The organism is Marinobacter sediminum, from assembly GCF_016820575.1.
Classification (GTDB): domain Bacteria; phylum Pseudomonadota; class Gammaproteobacteria; order Pseudomonadales; family Oleiphilaceae; genus Marinobacter; species Marinobacter sediminum.
The window spans coordinates 1-15841 of record NZ_JAEMQH010000007.1 but is presented as its reverse complement, the minus strand read 5'-3'; the positions used below and the strand labels follow the sequence as shown (position 1 = coordinate 15841).

Annotated in this window: 13 protein-coding genes and 1 tRNA gene; all 14 read left to right on the top strand. The window is 55.7% G+C overall.

Translation table 11 applies throughout. The features are described from left to right. On the top strand, nucleotides 1–161 hold a 161-nt coding region (locus tag FGO67_RS16930; protein WP_476738614.1), incomplete at its 5' end, for an EF-Tu C-terminal domain-related protein. A 36-nt stretch (nucleotides 162–197) separates the two neighbouring features. Next, nucleotides 198–273, top strand: a tRNA-Trp gene (locus FGO67_RS16925). Between the two features lie 33 nt (nucleotides 274–306). After that, entirely contained in the window at nucleotides 307–675 is a 369-nt protein-coding gene (gene secE / locus FGO67_RS16920; RefSeq protein WP_138442238.1) for a preprotein translocase subunit SecE, read from the top strand. A gap of 13 nt (nucleotides 676–688) precedes the next feature. Then, nucleotides 689–1222 carry a transcription termination/antitermination protein NusG gene (gene nusG, locus FGO67_RS16915; RefSeq protein WP_041343260.1) on the top strand — a complete coding sequence of 178 codons (534 nt, stop codon included), beginning with the start codon at nucleotides 689–691 and terminating at the stop codon, nucleotides 1220–1222. A gap of 118 nt (nucleotides 1223–1340) precedes the next feature. Next, entirely contained in the window at nucleotides 1341–1772 is a 432-nt protein-coding gene (gene rplK, locus FGO67_RS16910) for a 50S ribosomal protein L11 (RefSeq protein WP_041343263.1), read from the top strand. Between the two features lies 1 nt (nucleotide 1773). Beyond that, the gene (gene rplA, locus FGO67_RS16905; protein ID WP_203301821.1) at nucleotides 1774–2472 is read left to right on the top strand and encodes a 50S ribosomal protein L1; all 699 of its coding nucleotides are present in this window, start codon (nucleotides 1774–1776) and stop codon (nucleotides 2470–2472) included. A 220-nt stretch (nucleotides 2473–2692) separates the two neighbouring features. Beyond that, nucleotides 2693–3223: a 50S ribosomal protein L10 gene (rplJ, locus tag FGO67_RS16900; protein ID WP_203301820.1), complete on the top strand. Its 531-nt coding sequence runs from the start codon at nucleotides 2693–2695 to the stop codon at nucleotides 3221–3223. Nucleotides 3224–3263: 40 nt separating this feature from the next. Beyond that, nucleotides 3264–3641: a 50S ribosomal protein L7/L12 gene (gene rplL, locus FGO67_RS16895; RefSeq protein ID WP_007154024.1), complete on the top strand. Its 378-nt coding sequence runs from the start codon at nucleotides 3264–3266 to the stop codon at nucleotides 3639–3641. Nucleotides 3642–3886: 245 nt separating this feature from the next. Beyond that, on the top strand, nucleotides 3887–7966 hold the full coding sequence (gene rpoB / locus FGO67_RS16890) for a DNA-directed RNA polymerase subunit beta (protein WP_203301819.1): 4080 nt from the start codon (nucleotides 3887–3889) through the stop codon (nucleotides 7964–7966). A 76-nt stretch (nucleotides 7967–8042) separates the two neighbouring features. Beyond that, complete coding sequence (rpoC, locus tag FGO67_RS16885) at nucleotides 8043–12257, top strand: DNA-directed RNA polymerase subunit beta' (protein ID WP_203301818.1); 4215 nt, start codon at nucleotides 8043–8045, stop codon at nucleotides 12255–12257. 167 nt (nucleotides 12258–12424) lie between these two features. Further along, nucleotides 12425–12799: a 30S ribosomal protein S12 gene (rpsL, locus tag FGO67_RS16880; protein ID WP_012139854.1), complete on the top strand. Its 375-nt coding sequence runs from the start codon at nucleotides 12425–12427 to the stop codon at nucleotides 12797–12799. Between the two features lie 111 nt (nucleotides 12800–12910). After that, nucleotides 12911–13381 (top strand): 30S ribosomal protein S7, encoded by a 471-nt coding sequence (rpsG, locus tag FGO67_RS16875; RefSeq protein WP_203301817.1) that lies wholly within the window; start codon nucleotides 12911–12913, stop codon nucleotides 13379–13381. Nucleotides 13382–13399: 18 nt separating this feature from the next. Continuing rightward, nucleotides 13400–15505 (top strand): elongation factor G, encoded by a 2106-nt coding sequence (fusA, locus tag FGO67_RS16870; protein WP_203301816.1) that lies wholly within the window; start codon nucleotides 13400–13402, stop codon nucleotides 15503–15505. Between the two features lie 35 nt (nucleotides 15506–15540). Beyond that, nucleotides 15541–15841 (top strand): GTP-binding protein (locus FGO67_RS16865; RefSeq protein ID WP_338039590.1); only part of this gene is annotated, 301 nt, incomplete at its 3' end.

Genomic DNA, 15841 nt, shown 5'->3' with positions numbered 1-15841 from the left:
GTGAACTGCCGGAAGGCGTGGAAATGGTTATGCCGGGTGACAACGTGAAGATGAGCGTTACCCTGATCGCTCCGATCGCCATGGAAGATGGCCTGCGCTTCGCGATTCGCGAAGGTGGTCGTACCGTGGGTGCCGGCGTGGTCGCCAAGATTATCGAGTAATAGACTCGAAGAAAGTGCACTGTGTAGTTTCGGTGCAGGCCAGTAGCTCAATTGGCAGAGCAGCGGTCTCCAAAACCGCAGGTTGGGGGTTCGATTCCCTCCTGGCCTGCCATTTTTTAACATCCGGATACATAAGTTGATTCCTATGGAGTCAAAAGCCGTTCAATCAGCCAGCCGTTTCGATGCAGTGAAATGGCTGGTTGTTTTCGTTCTGATCGCCATCGGTGTGGTCGGGAACCAGTACTTCAGTGCTGAGTCCCTACTGTATCGTGTTCTGGCTCTCGTAGGGCTTTCGATCGTGGCCGCTTTGGTGGCGCTTCAGACCGATCGTGGTCGTCGTTTTGCCACGCTTCTTAAAGAGGCGCGCGTCGAGATCCGGAAGGTAGTTTGGCCTACCAGGCCCGAGCTGGTTCAAACCACTGTGATTGTAGTGGTGTTTGTTCTAGTGGTGGCATTGTTGTTGTGGGGTATGGATTCGCTGATCAGTATGCTGGTCGCCGGATTTATCGGTTAAACAGGAGTGGGCAATGGCTAAGCGCTGGTACGTCGTTCATGCGTATTCTGGCTTCGAAAAGCACGTAATGCGCACTCTGAAGGAGCGCGTTGCGCTAGACGGCATGGAAGACAAGTTCGGCGAGATCCTGGTCCCGACCGAAGAAGTTGTCGAAATGCGAGAGGGTAAGAAGCGCAAGAGTGAGCGCAAGTTCTACCCGGGATACGTACTCGTGCAGATGGAAATGGACGACGCTACGTGGCACCTTGTTAAGAACACGCCGCGGGTTCTTGGTTTTATCGGCGGCACCAAGGATAAGCCAGCTCCAATCACTGAGCGTGAAGCTGAGGCGATTCTCCGTCGCGTTGAAAGTGGCGCCGAGAAACCGAAGCCTAAGACTCTGTTTGAGCCAGGCGAAATTGTCAGGGTTGTTGAAGGCCCGTTTGCGGACTTCAATGGCGTTGTGGAAGAAGTCGACTACGACAAGAGTCGAGTCAAGGTTGCTGTCTTGATTTTCGGCCGTTCAACTCCGGTAGAGCTGGAGTTTGGGCAGGTTGAGAAGGATTAAGCGGCAGTCAATAAGCTGAAAGCTCGCGCGCTCTGGCGACGCGGGCTTTTTGTGTCTGCTATTGGCAGGATTAACCACAGGGGAGCCGAGAGGCGTTTGAACCCACAGGAGATGAATCATGGCAAAGAAGATCGAAGCGTACATCAAGCTTCAGGTTGCTGCCGGCAAGGCTAACCCGAGTCCCCCCGTTGGTCCGGCTCTGGGTCAGCGCGGCGTAAACATCATGGAATTCTGTAAGGCGTTTAACGCCCAGACTCAGGACATGGAGCCTGGTCTGCCGATTCCGACTGTTATCACAGTATACAGTGATCGCAGCTTTACCTTTATTACCAAGACTCCGCCTGCACCGGTTCTGCTGAAAAAGGCAGCTGGTATCAAGAGCGGTTCTGGCCGTCCGAACACGGAGAAGGTTGGCACCGTTACTCGCGAGCAGCTGGAAGAAATTGCCAAGACCAAAGAGCCCGATCTGACTGCAGCCGATATGGACGCAGCGGTTCGTACCATTGCAGGAACTGCCCGTAGCATGGGCCTGAACGTGGAGGGCCTATAACATGGCAAAGCTGAGCAAGCGTCAAAAGCTGATTCGTGAAAAAGTCGATGCTACCCGTGCCTACTCCGTAGACGAGGCTGTTGCCCTGTTGGTTGAACTGGGTCAGAACGTCAAGTTCAAAGAGTCGGTAGATGTTGCTGTAAACCTCGGGGTTGATGCGCGTAAATCGGACCAGGTGGTTCGTAGCAGCACCGTTCTTCCTCATGGTACCGGCAAGACCGTACGTGTCGCTGTGTTTACCCAGGGTTCCAATGCCGATAAGGCGACGGCAGCTGGTGCAGACATCGTTGGCATGGACGATCTGGCAGCAGAAGTTAAGAAAGGCAACATGGATTTCGACGTGGTTATCGCCACTCCGGACGCCATGCGTGTTGTTGGTCAGCTGGGCCAGATCCTGGGTCCCCGTGGCCTGATGCCGAACCCGAAGGTTGGCACGGTAACTCCTGACGTTGAGACCGCGGTGAAGAACGCCAAGGCCGGTCAGGTTCGCTACCGCACCGACAAGAACGGCATTATCCACGCTCCGCTGGGTAACGTTGAATTCTCTGCGCAGAACATCAAGGAAAACCTTGAGTCGCTGATCGCAGATCTGAAAAAGGCCAAGCCTTCATCGGCGAAGGGCGTGTATCTCAAGAAGATCACCGTTTCTTCGACCATGGGTCCTGGTCTGACTATCGATCAGAGCGGTCTGGCAATCTGATCCTCTGAACGGTAGTTACTTTGTAGTCTAGGCGGAAGCCAAGGCTGTCAAAGACCGCAGGCCCCCGAGGCCCTCTGCTTGCGGAGGGTCGCAAGGGTTAAAGCAACGCCTGCGCAGACGGTGTGAAGACGTTCTCTCTGAACCCAAACACCGTTAAGGCGCCCGCAAGGGCAATGATGGGTTTGCCGGGATAACCCCGGCGAAATCGAGGAGAAATCCAGTGGCAATTAGACTCGAAGACAAGAAAGCGATCGTCGCTGAAGTCAACGAGACTGCCGGTGGTGCTCTGTCTGTGGTAATGGCTGACTACCGTGGTGTCACTTCTGGTGACATGACGGCTCTTCGTGCCAAGGCTCGTGCTGAAAGCGTGGTTTTGAAGGTTGTTCGTAACAACCTGGCAAAGATCGCGATTCGTGGTACTGAGTTCGAGTGCATCGATGAGGCTCTAGTAGGCCCGACCATTTTGGCATTCTCCATGGAAGATCCGGGCGCAGCAGCACGTCTGCTCAAGGATTTTGCCAAGGAGAAAGAGGCGTTTGAGATCAAGGCACTGGCCGTCGGCGGAGAGCTGATGGGTGCAGACCAGATTGATCGCCTTGCCAAGCTGCCAACACGTCACGAAGCGTTGACGATGCTGGCCGCAGTTACACAGGCACCGATCACCAAGCTGGCACGGACACTGAACGAAGTTCCTTCGAAAGTGACTCGTGCTGTAGCGGCAGTTCGCGACCAGAAGCAAGAAGCTGCTTGATTCTGTTGAACACCATTTTTTATATTTTTGGGAGAAAGTCATGGCTCTGTCTAACGAAGACATTTTGAACGCAATCGCAGAAATGAGCGTAATGGACGTAGTTGCGCTTGTTGAAGCAATGGAAGAGAAGTTCGGTGTATCTGCCGCTGCAGCCGTAGCTGCTGCACCTGCAGCTGCTGGTGGCGAAGCCGCCGCTGCTGAAGAGCAGACCGAATTTGACGTTGTTCTTACCGGTCCTGGTGAGAAGAAAGTCAACGTAATCAAGGCCGTTCGTGAACTGACCGGCCTGGGTCTGAAAGAAGCTAAGGAAATGGTCGACAGCGCACCTTCCGTTATCAAGGAAGCTGCTAGCAAAGACGACGCTGAAGAAGCCAAGAAGAAGCTTGAGGAAGCAGGCGCTTCTGTTGAGCTCAAGTAAGAGTCGGCTGTTGATCGAAACCGTGCATTAAGCATGGATAGGCTGGTGGCCTCGTGCCACCGGCCTTTTTCTGTTTGTTGTATATGCTATAGAGTCTGGTGAGCAATTACAGGTCGATGTCGGATCTTTAACCTACAGCCAGAGTCTTGTTCAAGACGGCGCGATATGCCGAGCAATTCGGCCCCGAAGCAGAACAATGGTTGCTTCTTGATACCAGGTATCAGGTCTAAAGCTGGGGAATGCAGATGACTTACTCCTACACTGAGAAAAAGCGGATTCGCAAAGATTTTAGTAAATTGCCTTCCGTGATGGACGTCCCCTATTTGCTGTCTATTCAGCTGGATTCATTCCGGGACTTCCTCCAAATGGAAGCCGCTCCTGAGGACCGTCGGGAAACCGGTCTTCACGCAGCATTCAAATCCGTATTCCCGATTGTCAGTTACTCTGGCAACGCCGCGCTCGAATACGTGAGTTACCGTATTGGCGAGCCGGTTTTTGATGTCAAGGAATGCCAGCTTAGGGGCGTAACCTACGCAGCACCGCTGCGCGTGAAAGTCCGCCTTATCATTTACGATAAGGAATCGTCCAACAAGGCGATCAAGGACATTAAAGAGCAGGAAGTCTACATGGGCGAAATGCCCCTGATGACTGAAAACGGTACCTTCGTTATCAACGGTACCGAGCGTGTTATCGTTTCCCAGCTGCACCGTTCGCCCGGTGTATTCTTTGATCATGACAAGGGTAAGACCCACTCATCCGGTAAGCTGCTGTATTCGGCCCGGGTGATTCCTTACCGTGGCTCCTGGCTGGACTTCGAGTTCGATCCGAAGGACTCCGTGTTCGTTCGTATCGACCGTCGTCGTAAACTGCCGGCGTCAATTCTCCTGCGCGCTCTGGGCTACACCTCTGAGCAGATGCTGGAAACGTTCTTTGAAACCAGTAAGTTCAGCCTGGGCGCGGAAGTGTGCAAGCTGGAGCTGGTTCCGAGCCGTCTGCGTGGCGACATCGCGACCTTCGACATTAAAGACAATGACGGCAAGGTTATTGTTGAGGAAGGCCGCCGGATTACCGCGCGCCACATCAAGCAGCTTGAAAAGGCTGGCATCAGCGAGCTGGAAGTGCCCACTGAGTACCTGTATGGCCGTGTTCTGGCCAAGGACATGGTTGATACCAAGTCCGGTGAGGTGCTGGTTGAGTGCAACTCCGAGCTGACGGAAGAGCTGGTTACCAAGATTCTGGACGCGGGTGTTACCGAGATTGAAACTCTGTACACCAACGACCTGGACTGCGGTCCTTTCATGTCAGACACCCTGCGTATCGATCCGACCCGCACGCCGCTGGAAGCGTTGGTCGAGATCTATCGCATGATGCGTCCTGGCGAGCCGCCCACCAAAGAGTCGGCTGAGAACCTGTTTAACAACCTGTTCTTCTCCGAAGAGCGCTACGACCTGTCTGCTGTTGGTCGGATGAAGCTGAACCGTCGCTTGCGTCGCGAAGAGAGCACCGGTGCAGGCATCCTGACGCACGAGGACATCATTGATGTTCTGAAGACGCTGATCGATATCCGTAACGGTCAGGGCAATGTCGACGATATCGACAACCTGGGTAACCGCCGTGTTCGTTGCGTTGGTGAAATGGCCGAAAACCAGTTCCGCGTTGGTCTGGTGCGGGTCGAGCGCGCCGTGCGCGAGCGTCTGAGCCTGGCTGAAAGCGAAGGCTTGATGCCGCAGGATCTGATCAATGCCAAGCCGGTTGCGGCTGCGGTCAAAGAGTTCTTTGGCTCAAGCCAGCTGTCCCAGTTTATGGACCAGAACAACCCGCTGTCAGAAGTCACCCACAAGCGTCGTATTTCTGCGCTTGGGCCAGGTGGTCTGACCCGCGAGCGTGCTGGCTTCGAAGTCCGTGACGTACACCCGACCCACTATGGCCGTGTGTGCCCGATCGAGACTCCGGAAGGTCCGAACATCGGTCTGATCAACTCGCTGGCAACTTACGCCCGCTCCAACTCCTACGGCTTCCTCGAGAGTCCGTACCGGAAAGTTGTTGAGGGTGTGGTAACCGACGAAGTGGTTTACCTGTCCGCCATCGAAGAGAGCAACTACGTCATCGCCCAGGCCAGTGCTGCCATGGACGACAAGACCAAGCGTCTCACCGATGAGCTGGTAACGGTTCGCCACCAGAACGAATTTACGGTTACACCGCCGGAAAGCGTTAACTTCATGGACGTATCGCCGCGCCAGGTTGTGTCGGTAGCTGCGTCTTTGATTCCGTTCCTCGAGCACGACGACGCTAACCGGGCCTTGATGGGCGCGAACATGCAGCGTCAGGCTGTGCCGACTCTGCGTTCACAGGTGCCGCTGGTTGGTACCGGTGTTGAGCGGACAGTGGCTCAGGACTCTGGTGTCTGTGTTACTGCTCGCCGTGGCGGTGTAATTGAGAGTGTCGATGCGGCCCGTATCGTGGTTCGCGTCGACAACGCCGAAACTGAGGCCGGTGATGCGGGTGTGGATATCTATAACCTCACCAAGTACACCCGGTCGAACCAGAACACCTGCATCAACCAGCGTTCGATCGTTCGTCAGGGTGATGTCATTGCCCGCGGCGACGTGCTGGCTGACGGTCCGTCCGTTGATCTGGGTGAGCTGGCTCTGGGTCAGAACATGCGCATCGCGTTCATGCCCTGGAACGGTTACAACTTTGAGGACTCCATCCTCATTTCCGAGAAAGTGGTACAGGAAGATCGCCTGACCACCATCCACATCCAGGAACTGACCTGTGTGGCTCGGGATACCAAGCTGGGTAGCGAAGAAATCACCGCGGATATTCCGAACGTTGGTGAAAGTGCGCTGTCCAAGCTGGACGAGTCCGGGATTGTGTACATTGGTGCCGAAGTTGGCGCAGGTGACATCCTGGTCGGCAAGGTCACGCCGAAGGGCGAGACCCAGCTGACTCCGGAGGAGAAGCTCCTGCGTGCCATCTTTGGTGAGAAGGCTTCCGACGTGAAGGACACGTCGTCACGGGTGCCAACTGGTACCCGCGGTACGGTCATCGACGTACAGGTCTTCACTCGCGACGGTATCGAGAAGGACCAGCGCGCTCAGTCCATCGAGAAAGAGCAGCTGGACCAGTACCGTAAGGACCTGAAGGACGAGTACCGCATTGTTGAGGGTGCCACCTTTGAGCGTCTGATGAACGCGCTGAAAGGGCAGGAAGTCATCAGTGGTCCGGGGCTGAAAAAGGGCGCCACACTGGAAGAAAGCTACCTGGCCGAGCTGCCGCGCTCAGACTGGTTCAAGCTGCGTATGAAGGACGACGGCCTGAACGAACTGCTGGAGAAGTCCGAGCAGGGTCTGGAAGATCGCAAGAAGGAGCACGAAGAACGGTTTGACGACAAGAAGGGCAAGCTGCAGCAGGGCGACGACCTCGCTCCGGGCGTCCTGAAGATCGTCAAGGTATACCTCGCGATCAAGCGTCGTATCCAGCCGGGTGACAAGATGGCCGGTCGTCACGGTAACAAGGGTGTTATTTCATCGGTTATGCCGATTGAAGACATGCCTTACGACGAGTTCGGCAACACGGTTGACGTGGTTCTGAACCCGCTGGGTGTTCCTTCGCGGATGAACGTAGGTCAGGTGCTTGAGACGCATCTGGGCGCCGCGGCCAAGGGTCTGGGTGAGCGTATCAGCCAGATGCTGGACGAGCAGCGCAAGATCGCAGAACTGAGAAAGCTGTTGGATGAGATCTACAACCACTCTGATGAAGTGTTCAAGGTGGATCTGGATTCTCTGACCGACAAGGAAATCCTGGAAATGTGCCACAACCTCCGTGGCGGCGTACCGATGGCAACACCGGTATTCGACGGAGCCAAGGAAGCCGAAGTCAAGCGTATGCTTGAGCTGGCTGGCCTGAGCACAACCGGGCAGACCATGTTGTACGACGGCCGTACCGGTGATGCGTTCGATCGTCCGGTGACTGTTGGCTACATGTATATCCTGAAGCTGAACCACCTGATCGACGACAAGATGCACGCTCGTTCCACCGGCTCCTACAGCCTGGTTACCCAGCAGCCGCTGGGTGGTAAGGCTCAGTTCGGTGGCCAGCGCTTCGGTGAGATGGAAGTGTGGGCCCTTGAGGCTTACGGTGCGGCGTATACGCTGCAGGAAATGCTCACCGTTAAGTCTGATGACGTGAACGGTCGGACCAAGATGTACAAGAACATTGTCGATGGCGATCATCGCATGGAGCCGGGCATGCCCGAATCCTTCAACGTTCTTGTCAAGGAAATCCGCTCGCTGGGTATCGACATCGAGCTGGAATCCGAGTGAGCCGAATTGTTTTTGGCAGCGTGAGCGGGCACCTCGTGTGCCCGCCCGAGATTAACGCCATCCGGAGCTTTTACTGATGAAAGATTTGCTGAATCTTCTCAAGAGCCAGAACCAAAGCAAGGAATTTGATGCCATCCGTATCGGACTGGCATCGCCTGACATGATTCGCTCATGGTCTTTTGGTGAAGTGAAGAAGCCTGAGACCATTAACTACCGTACCTTCAAGCCGGAGCGTGACGGTCTTTTCTGTGCCAAGATTTTCGGCCCAATCAAAGACTACGAATGCCTGTGCGGTAAGTACAAGCGCCTCAAACACCGCGGTGTTATCTGCGAGAAGTGTGGCGTAGAAGTAGCGCTGGCGAGTGTTCGCCGGGAGCGTATGGGCCACATCGAGCTGGCCAGCCCGGTTGCTCACATCTGGTTCCTGAAATCATTGCCGTCCCGCATCGGTTTGATGCTGGACATGACGCTGCGTGACATCGAGCGCGTGCTGTACTTCGAATCGTTCATCGTGATCGATCCGGGTATGACCACCCTTGAGCGTGGCCAGCTGCTGAACGACGAGCAGTATTACGAAGCGCTGGAAGAGTTCGGTGACGAATTCGACGCGCGTATGGGCGCCGAGGCCGTCAAGGAGCTGCTCGAGGGCATCGATCTGCAGGCCGAAGTTGATTCCCTGCGTGAAGAAATCCCGCAGACCAACTCCGAGACCAAGATCAAGAAATTCAGCAAGCGTCTGAAGATTCTTGAGGCGTTCCTTTATTCTGGCAACAAGCCGGGCGACATGGTTATGACCGTGCTGCCAGTGCTGCCGCCGGATCTGCGTCCGCTGGTACCGCTGGACGGTGGTCGTTTCGCCACCTCCGACCTGAACGACCTTTACCGTCGGGTGATCAACCGTAACAACCGTCTCAAGCGCCTGCTGGAGCTCAACGCTCCGGACATCATCGTGCGCAACGAGAAGCGGATGCTACAGGAAGCGGTCGACGCGCTGCTGGACAACGGTCGTCGCGGCCGTGCCATCACTGGCACCAACAAGCGCCCGCTGAAGTCCCTGGCTGACATGATCAAGGGTAAGCAGGGTCGTTTCCGTCAGAACCTGCTGGGTAAGCGTGTCGACTACTCCGGTCGTTCCGTTATCGTGGTCGGTCCATACCTGCGTCTGCACCAGTGTGGTCTGCCCAAGAAGATGGCCTTGGAGCTGTTCAAGCCGTTTATCTTCTCCAAGCTGGAGCACCGTGGCCTGGCGACCACCATCAAGGCCGCCAAGAAGATGGTTGAGCGTGAGGAAGGCGTAGTCTGGGATATTCTGGACGAAGTCATCCGTGAGCACCCGATCATGCTGAACCGGGCGCCGACACTGCACCGTCTGGGTATCCAGGCGTTCGAGCCGGTTCTGATCGAAGGTAAGGCTATCCAGCTGCACCCACTGGTTTGTGCGGCCTACAACGCCGACTTCGACGGTGACCAGATGGCCGTTCACGTGCCGCTGACCCTGGAAGCACAGCTCGAAGCGCGTGCGTTGATGATGTCGACCAACAACGTGCTGTCGCCGGCCAACGGTGAGCCGATCATCGTGCCGTCCCAGGACGTGGTACTGGGTCTTTACTACATGACCCGTGAGCGTGAAAGTGCGCAGGGTGAGGGCATGACCTTTGCTGACGTCAAGGAAGCGCATCGCGCTTACGGCGCTGGCAAGGTGGATCTGCAGGCCAAGGTCAAGGTTCGTGTCAAAGAGGTTGCGATCGCTGAGGACGGATCACGTTCTCACGCCTACAACATCGTAGACACCACCGTCGGTCGGGCTCTGCTGTTTGATATCGTTCCTGACGGTCTGTCCTTCGAGCTGGTTAACAAGCCGATGGTCAAGAAGGCGATCTCGAACCTGATCAACACCTGTTACCGGGATGCGGGTCTGAAAGACACCGTTATCTTCGCCGACCAGCTCATGTATATGGGTTATCACTACGCGACCGTTTCCGGTATCTCGATTGGTTTCAATGACTTCGAGATTCCGCCGGAGAAGTACGAGCTGGTTGATGCAGCTTCCGAGGAAGTGAAGGACATCGAGACCCAGTACGCGTCCGGTCTGCTGACCCAGGGCGAGAAGTACAACAAGGTTATCGATATCTGGTCCCGGGCCAACGACAAAGTGTCCAAGGCCATGATGGAGCGCCTGGCGAAAGAACAGGTTATCGGTCCTGATGGCAAGCCTGTGAAGGGCGAGGACGGCGAGTACCTGATGCAGGAGTCGTTCAACTCGGTCTACATGATGGCCGATTCCGGCGCACGGGGTTCCGCGGCGCAGATTCGTCAGCTGGCCGGTATGCGTGGTCTGATGGCCAAGCCGGACGGTTCCATCATCGAGACGCCGATCACCGCGAACTTCCGTGAAGGTCTGAACGTACTCCAGTACTTCATCTCGACCCACGGTGCTCGTAAGGGTCTGGCGGATACCGCTCTGAAGACCGCGAACTCCGGTTACCTGACTCGTCGTCTGGTTGACGTCTCCCAGGACCTGGTTGTTACCGAAGAAGACTGCGGTACCGACGAAGGCCTGCTGATGACACCGCACATCGAAGGCGGCGACGTTGTTGTGCCACTGGGTGATCGTGTCCTTGGCCGGGTAACGGCACGCGATGCCTTTACCCCGACCGACAAAGACAACGCTGTTGTCACCGCCGGAACGCTGCTCGACGAGAAAACCGTTGAGTCGCTGGAACGCGCGGGTGTGGACGAAGTATGGGTACGCTCTGCGATTACCTGTGATACCCGTCACGGCATCTGTTCGAAGTGTTACGGCCGGGATCTGGCGCGTGGCCATCGGGTCAACGTCGGTGAGGCGGTCGGTGTTATCGCCGCCCAGTCCATCGGTGAGCCGGGTACCCAGCTGACCATGCGTACCTTCCACATCGGTGGTGCGGCAAGCCGGGCATCCGCGGTTGATAACATTCAGGTCAAGCACGGCGGCACCGTTCGTCTGCACAACCTGAAGTCGATCGAGAAGACCAACGGTTCGCTGGTTGTGGTTTCCCGCTCTTCCGCCCTGGCCATTGCCGACGAGCAAGGTCGTGAGCGTGAGTGGTACAAGCTGCCCTACGGCGCGGTTCTGTCGGTCAAGCACGGCGACACTGTTGAAGCAGGCGTTGCTGTAGCCAAGTGGGATCCGCACACCCACCCGATCATTGCCGAGGCCGAAGGTACTGCTAAGTTCGTCAACATGGATCAGGGCATCACTGTCCGTACCCAGACCGACGAGCTGACCGGTCTTTCGACCATGGAAGTTATCGATCCGAAGGAGCGTCCGGCTGCTGGTAAGGACATTCGTCCGGCTATCCAGATGCTCGACGAGAACGGAAACGACGTTGAGCTGCCAGGTGGCGGTGCCGCGATGTTCTTCCTGCCGGCAAACGCCCTGGTCACCATGGCCAACGGTGCGCGCATCGAGCTGGGTGACGTGGTTGCCCGTATTCCGCAGGAGAGCTCGAAGACTCGTGACATCACCGGTGGTCTGCCGCGGGTTGCCGACCTGTTCGAGGCCCGTCGTCCGAAAGAGTCGTCCATTCTTGCTGAAATCAGCGGCATGGTTTCCTTCGGTAAAGAAACCAAGGGCAAGAAGCGCCTGGTAATCACTCCGAAAGACGGTGATGCCTACGAAGTGCTTATTCCCAAGCATCGCCAGCTCAACGTCTTCGAAGGTGAAACGGTTGAGAAGGGTGAGGTGATTTCGGACGGTCCGTCCAACCCGCACGACATTTTGCGTCTGCTGGGTGTGGTCGAGCTGGCCAAGTACATCACCAACGAGATCCAGGACGTCTACCGTCTGCAGGGCGTTGTCATCAACGATAAGCACATTGAGGTTATCGTTCGACAAATGCTGCGGAAGGTTGAGATCACCGATCCGGGTGACACCACGTTGCTGTCTGGCGACCAGGTGGAAATCACCCAGGTGCTGGAAGAGAACGAGAAGGCCAACGCTGGCGATAAAGAACCGGCGCGTTTCGACCGTCTGCTGCTCGGTATCACCAAAGCGTCACTGGCAACTGAATCGTTCATTTCAGCCGCTTCGTTCCAGGAGACCACGCGTGTCCTGACCGAAGGTGCGGTGACCGGCAAGCGGGATTACCTGCGCGGCCTGAAGGAAAACGTTGTGGTTGGTCGACTGATTCCTGCGGGAACCGGCCTTGCCTACCACGCGGAGCGTCGTCGCAAGCGCGAACTGGATTCCCAGGGCGTGACTGCAGCCGACGTGGAAGAAGCTCTGAGTGCTGAACTCAACCGCGAAAGCTAAGTTGAGCTGGTGCGCCACCTCCGGGTAGATACCTACCCGTGAGGTGGTTAAAAAGAGATCAGTCATCTTGACTGGCCAGGGGCGCAGGCTTACACTTGCGTCCCTTAAATTTTACCCCCTGCATTGGGGGTAAGTTTCATTGATATGGTTTTTTGGAGTTTGCTTACATGGCAACGATTAATCAGTTGGTGCGTAAGCCTCGTAAGCGCAAGGTAGCCAAGAGCGATGTTCCTGCTCTTCAGGCCTGTCCTCAGCGCCGTGGTGTATGCACTCGTGTATACACCACAACGCCGAAGAAGCCGAACTCAGCACTGCGTAAAGTGTGCCGTGTTCGTCTGACTAACGGCTTCGAGGTTTCGTCATACATTGGTGGTGAAGGTCACAACCTTCAGGAGCACAGTGTTGTGCTGATCCGTGGCGGTCGAGTAAAAGACCTTCCGGGTGTGCGCTATCACACTGTTCGCGGTACTTTGGATACCCAGGGTGTTCAAAACCGTAAGCAGGGCCGCTCCAAGTACGGTGCAAAACGACCCAAGTCCTAATGTCCCAGACGGGTGTCTTTTATCGTTGCTTGTCAGAACGGTAAGAGTAAGGCTGAGTAGCAGATGCTATCTCAGGGGTTCCTGAAGACCTTTAAATAGAAGGGCTTATCGATGCCTAGAAGAAGAGTTGCAGCAAAACGGGAAATTATCCCGGATCCGAAGTTCGGCAGTGCACGGCTTGCCAAGTTCATCAACCACGTGATGGAAAGCGGCAAGAAATCCGTAGCGGAGCGCATTGTTTATGGCGCGCTCGATATCGTTGCCGACAAGTCTAAGGAAGAGCCGATCGACATGTTCGAGAAGGCCCTGGAAAACATCCAGCCGATGGTCGAAGTTAAGTCCCGTCGTGTGGGTGGTGCTACTTACCAGGTGCCTGTAGAAGTACGGCCTTCCCGTCAGAACGCGCTGGCTATGCGCTGGCTCGTAGAATACTCGCGGAAGCGCGGTGAGAAGTCCATGGCGCAACGTCTGGCCGGTGAGATTCTGGATGCCGCCGACAGCAAAGGTTCTGCGGTTAAGAAGCGCGAAGACGTTCATCGCATGGCAGAAGCCAACAAAGCGTTCTCTCACTTCCGTTTCTAAACAGCCGAGGTTAATACAGTGGCACGCAAGACTCCTATCAAGCGTTACAGAAACATTGGTATTTGTGCGCACGTTGATGCGGGCAAAACCACAACCACCGAGCGGGTCCTGTTCTACACAGGTATTTCCCACAAGATCGGTGAAGTTCATGATGGTGCGGCTACCATGGACTGGATGGAGCAGGAGCAGGAGCGTGGTATCACCATTACCTCTGCTGCGACGACCTGTTTCTGGCAGGGCATGGACAAGCAGTATCCTGAACACCGGATCAACATCATCGACACCCCGGGGCACGTTGACTTTACCATCGAGGTAGAGCGTTCCTTGCGTGTTCTGGATGGTGCGGTCGTCGTATTCTGTGGTTCCTCTGGTGTAGAGCCGCAGTCCGAGACTGTATGGCGTCAGGCCAACAAGTATGAAGTTCCCCGCATGGTGTTCGTCAACAAGATGGACCGTGCCGGCGCTAACTTCCTGCGCGTAGTTGACCAGATCAAAAACCGTCTGGGCGCGAACTGTGTTCCCATCCAGCTGCCGATCGGTGCCGAAGATAACTTCGCAGGCATCGTCGACCTGATCCGGAACAAGGCAATCTACTGGAACGAAGACGACGCCGGTGCTACCTACGACCAGCGCGACGTTCCGGCAGAAATGGTTGAAGAAGTTGCCATGTACCGCGAGCAGATGGTTGAGGCGGCTGCCGAAGCCAACGAAGAGCTGATGGAGCGTTACCTGGAAGAGGGTGACCTGAGCATCGAGGACATCAAGAAAGGTCTGCGTATGCGTACGCTGGCTAACGAGATTGTCCTGGCTACTTGCGGTTCTGCGTTTAAGAACAAGGGTGTACAGGCAGTTCTGGACTCCGTGATCGAGTTCCTGCCGGCACCGGACGAAGTTAAGGCGATCCGCGGTGAAGTCGACGAAGACGGCACCGAAGAGACTCGTCAGGCTGATGACGATGCTCCGTTCGCGGCGCTGGCGTTCAAGATCGCCACCGACCCGTTCGTAGGTACGCTGACCTTCTTCCGTGTTTACTCCGGTAAGCTGGAAAGCGGCAACGCGGTCTACAACTCTGTGAAGGGTAAGAAAGAGCGTGTTGGTCGTATGGTTCAGATGCACTCCAAGGATCGTCAAGAGATCAAGGAAGTGCTGGCTGGCGATATCGCCGCTGCCATCGGTCTGAAGAGCGTTACCACCGGTGATACCCTGTGTGACGAGAATCACAAGATTATTCTCGAGCGCATGGAATTCCCGGAGCCGGTTATTTCTGTGGCCGTTGAGCCGAAGTCCAAGGCCGATCAGGAGAAGATGGGTGTTGCACTGGGCAAGCTGGCTCAGGAAGATCCGTCATTCCGGGTCAAGACCGACGAAGAGTCCGGTCAGACGATCATCTCTGGTATGGGTGAGCTGCACCTGGACATCATCGTTGACCGTATGCGTCGCGAGTTCAAGGTTGAAGCCAACATTGGTAAGCCGCAGGTAGCTTACCGCGAGCGCATCCGTAAAGCAGTGGATGTCGAAGGTAAGTTTGTTCGTCAGTCTGGTGGTCGTGGTCAGTACGGTCACGTCAAGATCAAGCTTGAGCCGCTGCCGTTGGATGACGAAGATGGCGAAAACTTTATCTTCGTGAATGAAATCGTTGGTGGTGTTGTTCCGAAGGAATACATCCCGGCGGTCCAGCAGGGTATTGAAGAGCAGATGCAGAACGGCTGTCTGGCCGGTTATCCGCTGCTGCGCATCAAGGCCACGCTGTACGACGGTTCATACCACGATGTTGACTCCAACGAAATGGCGTTCAAAGTCGCCGGTTCCATGGCAATGAAGAAGGGTGCTCTTGAAGCTAACCCTGCGTTGCTTGAGCCGATGATGAAGGTCGAAGTTGTGAGCCCGGAAGAGTACATGGGTGACGTCGTGGGTGACCTTAACCGTCGCCGCGGCTTGATCCAGGGTATGGATGAATCACCGGCCGGTAAAGTCATCCGTGCCGAAGTTCCGTTGTCGGAGATGTTCGGTTACGCCACCGACCTGCGTTCTGCTACGCAAGGCCGGGCGTCTTATGCGATGGAGTTTGCAGGTTATTCTGAAGCTCCTTCGAACATTGCCGAAGCGATCATTAAACAGGGTTGATCCCCAGGACTTAAGAAACAGGAAGAGGTGTAACCGTGTCTAAAGAAAAATTTGACCGTAGTAAACCGCACTTGAACGTTGGCACCATTGGTCACGTTGACCATGGTAAGACCACACTGACCGCCGCTCTGACTCGTGTATGTCACGAAGTTTGGGGTACAGGTTCTGCGAGTGCATTCGATCAGATCGATAACGCTCCGGAAGAGAAAGCGCGTGGTATCACCATCGCGACTTCTCACGTTGAGTACGACTCCCCGACTCGTCACTACGCACACGTAGACTGCCCGGGCCACGCTGACTATGTGAAGAACATGATCACTGGTGCGGCGCAGATGG

Bases quoted from the DNA above. Each gene is read 5' to 3' on its own strand.
- rpsL (WP_012139854.1), top strand. From the start codon at position 12,425: ATGGCAACGATTAATCAGTTGGTGCGTAAGCCTCGTAAGCGCAAGGTA.
- rpsG (WP_203301817.1), top strand. From the start codon at position 12,911: ATGCCTAGAAGAAGAGTTGCAGCAAAACGGGAAATTATCCCGGATCCG.
- rplA (WP_203301821.1), top strand. From the start codon at position 1,774: ATGGCAAAGCTGAGCAAGCGTCAAAAGCTGATTCGTGAAAAAGTCGAT.
- nusG (WP_041343260.1), top strand. From the start codon at position 689: ATGGCTAAGCGCTGGTACGTCGTTCATGCGTATTCTGGCTTCGAAAAG.
- rpoC (WP_203301818.1), top strand. From the start codon at position 8,043: ATGAAAGATTTGCTGAATCTTCTCAAGAGCCAGAACCAAAGCAAGGAA.
- rplK (WP_041343263.1), top strand. From the start codon at position 1,341: ATGGCAAAGAAGATCGAAGCGTACATCAAGCTTCAGGTTGCTGCCGGC.
- rpoB (WP_203301819.1), top strand. From the start codon at position 3,887: ATGACTTACTCCTACACTGAGAAAAAGCGGATTCGCAAAGATTTTAGT.
- rplL (WP_007154024.1), top strand. From the start codon at position 3,264: ATGGCTCTGTCTAACGAAGACATTTTGAACGCAATCGCAGAAATGAGC.
- secE (WP_138442238.1), top strand. From the start codon at position 307: ATGGAGTCAAAAGCCGTTCAATCAGCCAGCCGTTTCGATGCAGTGAAA.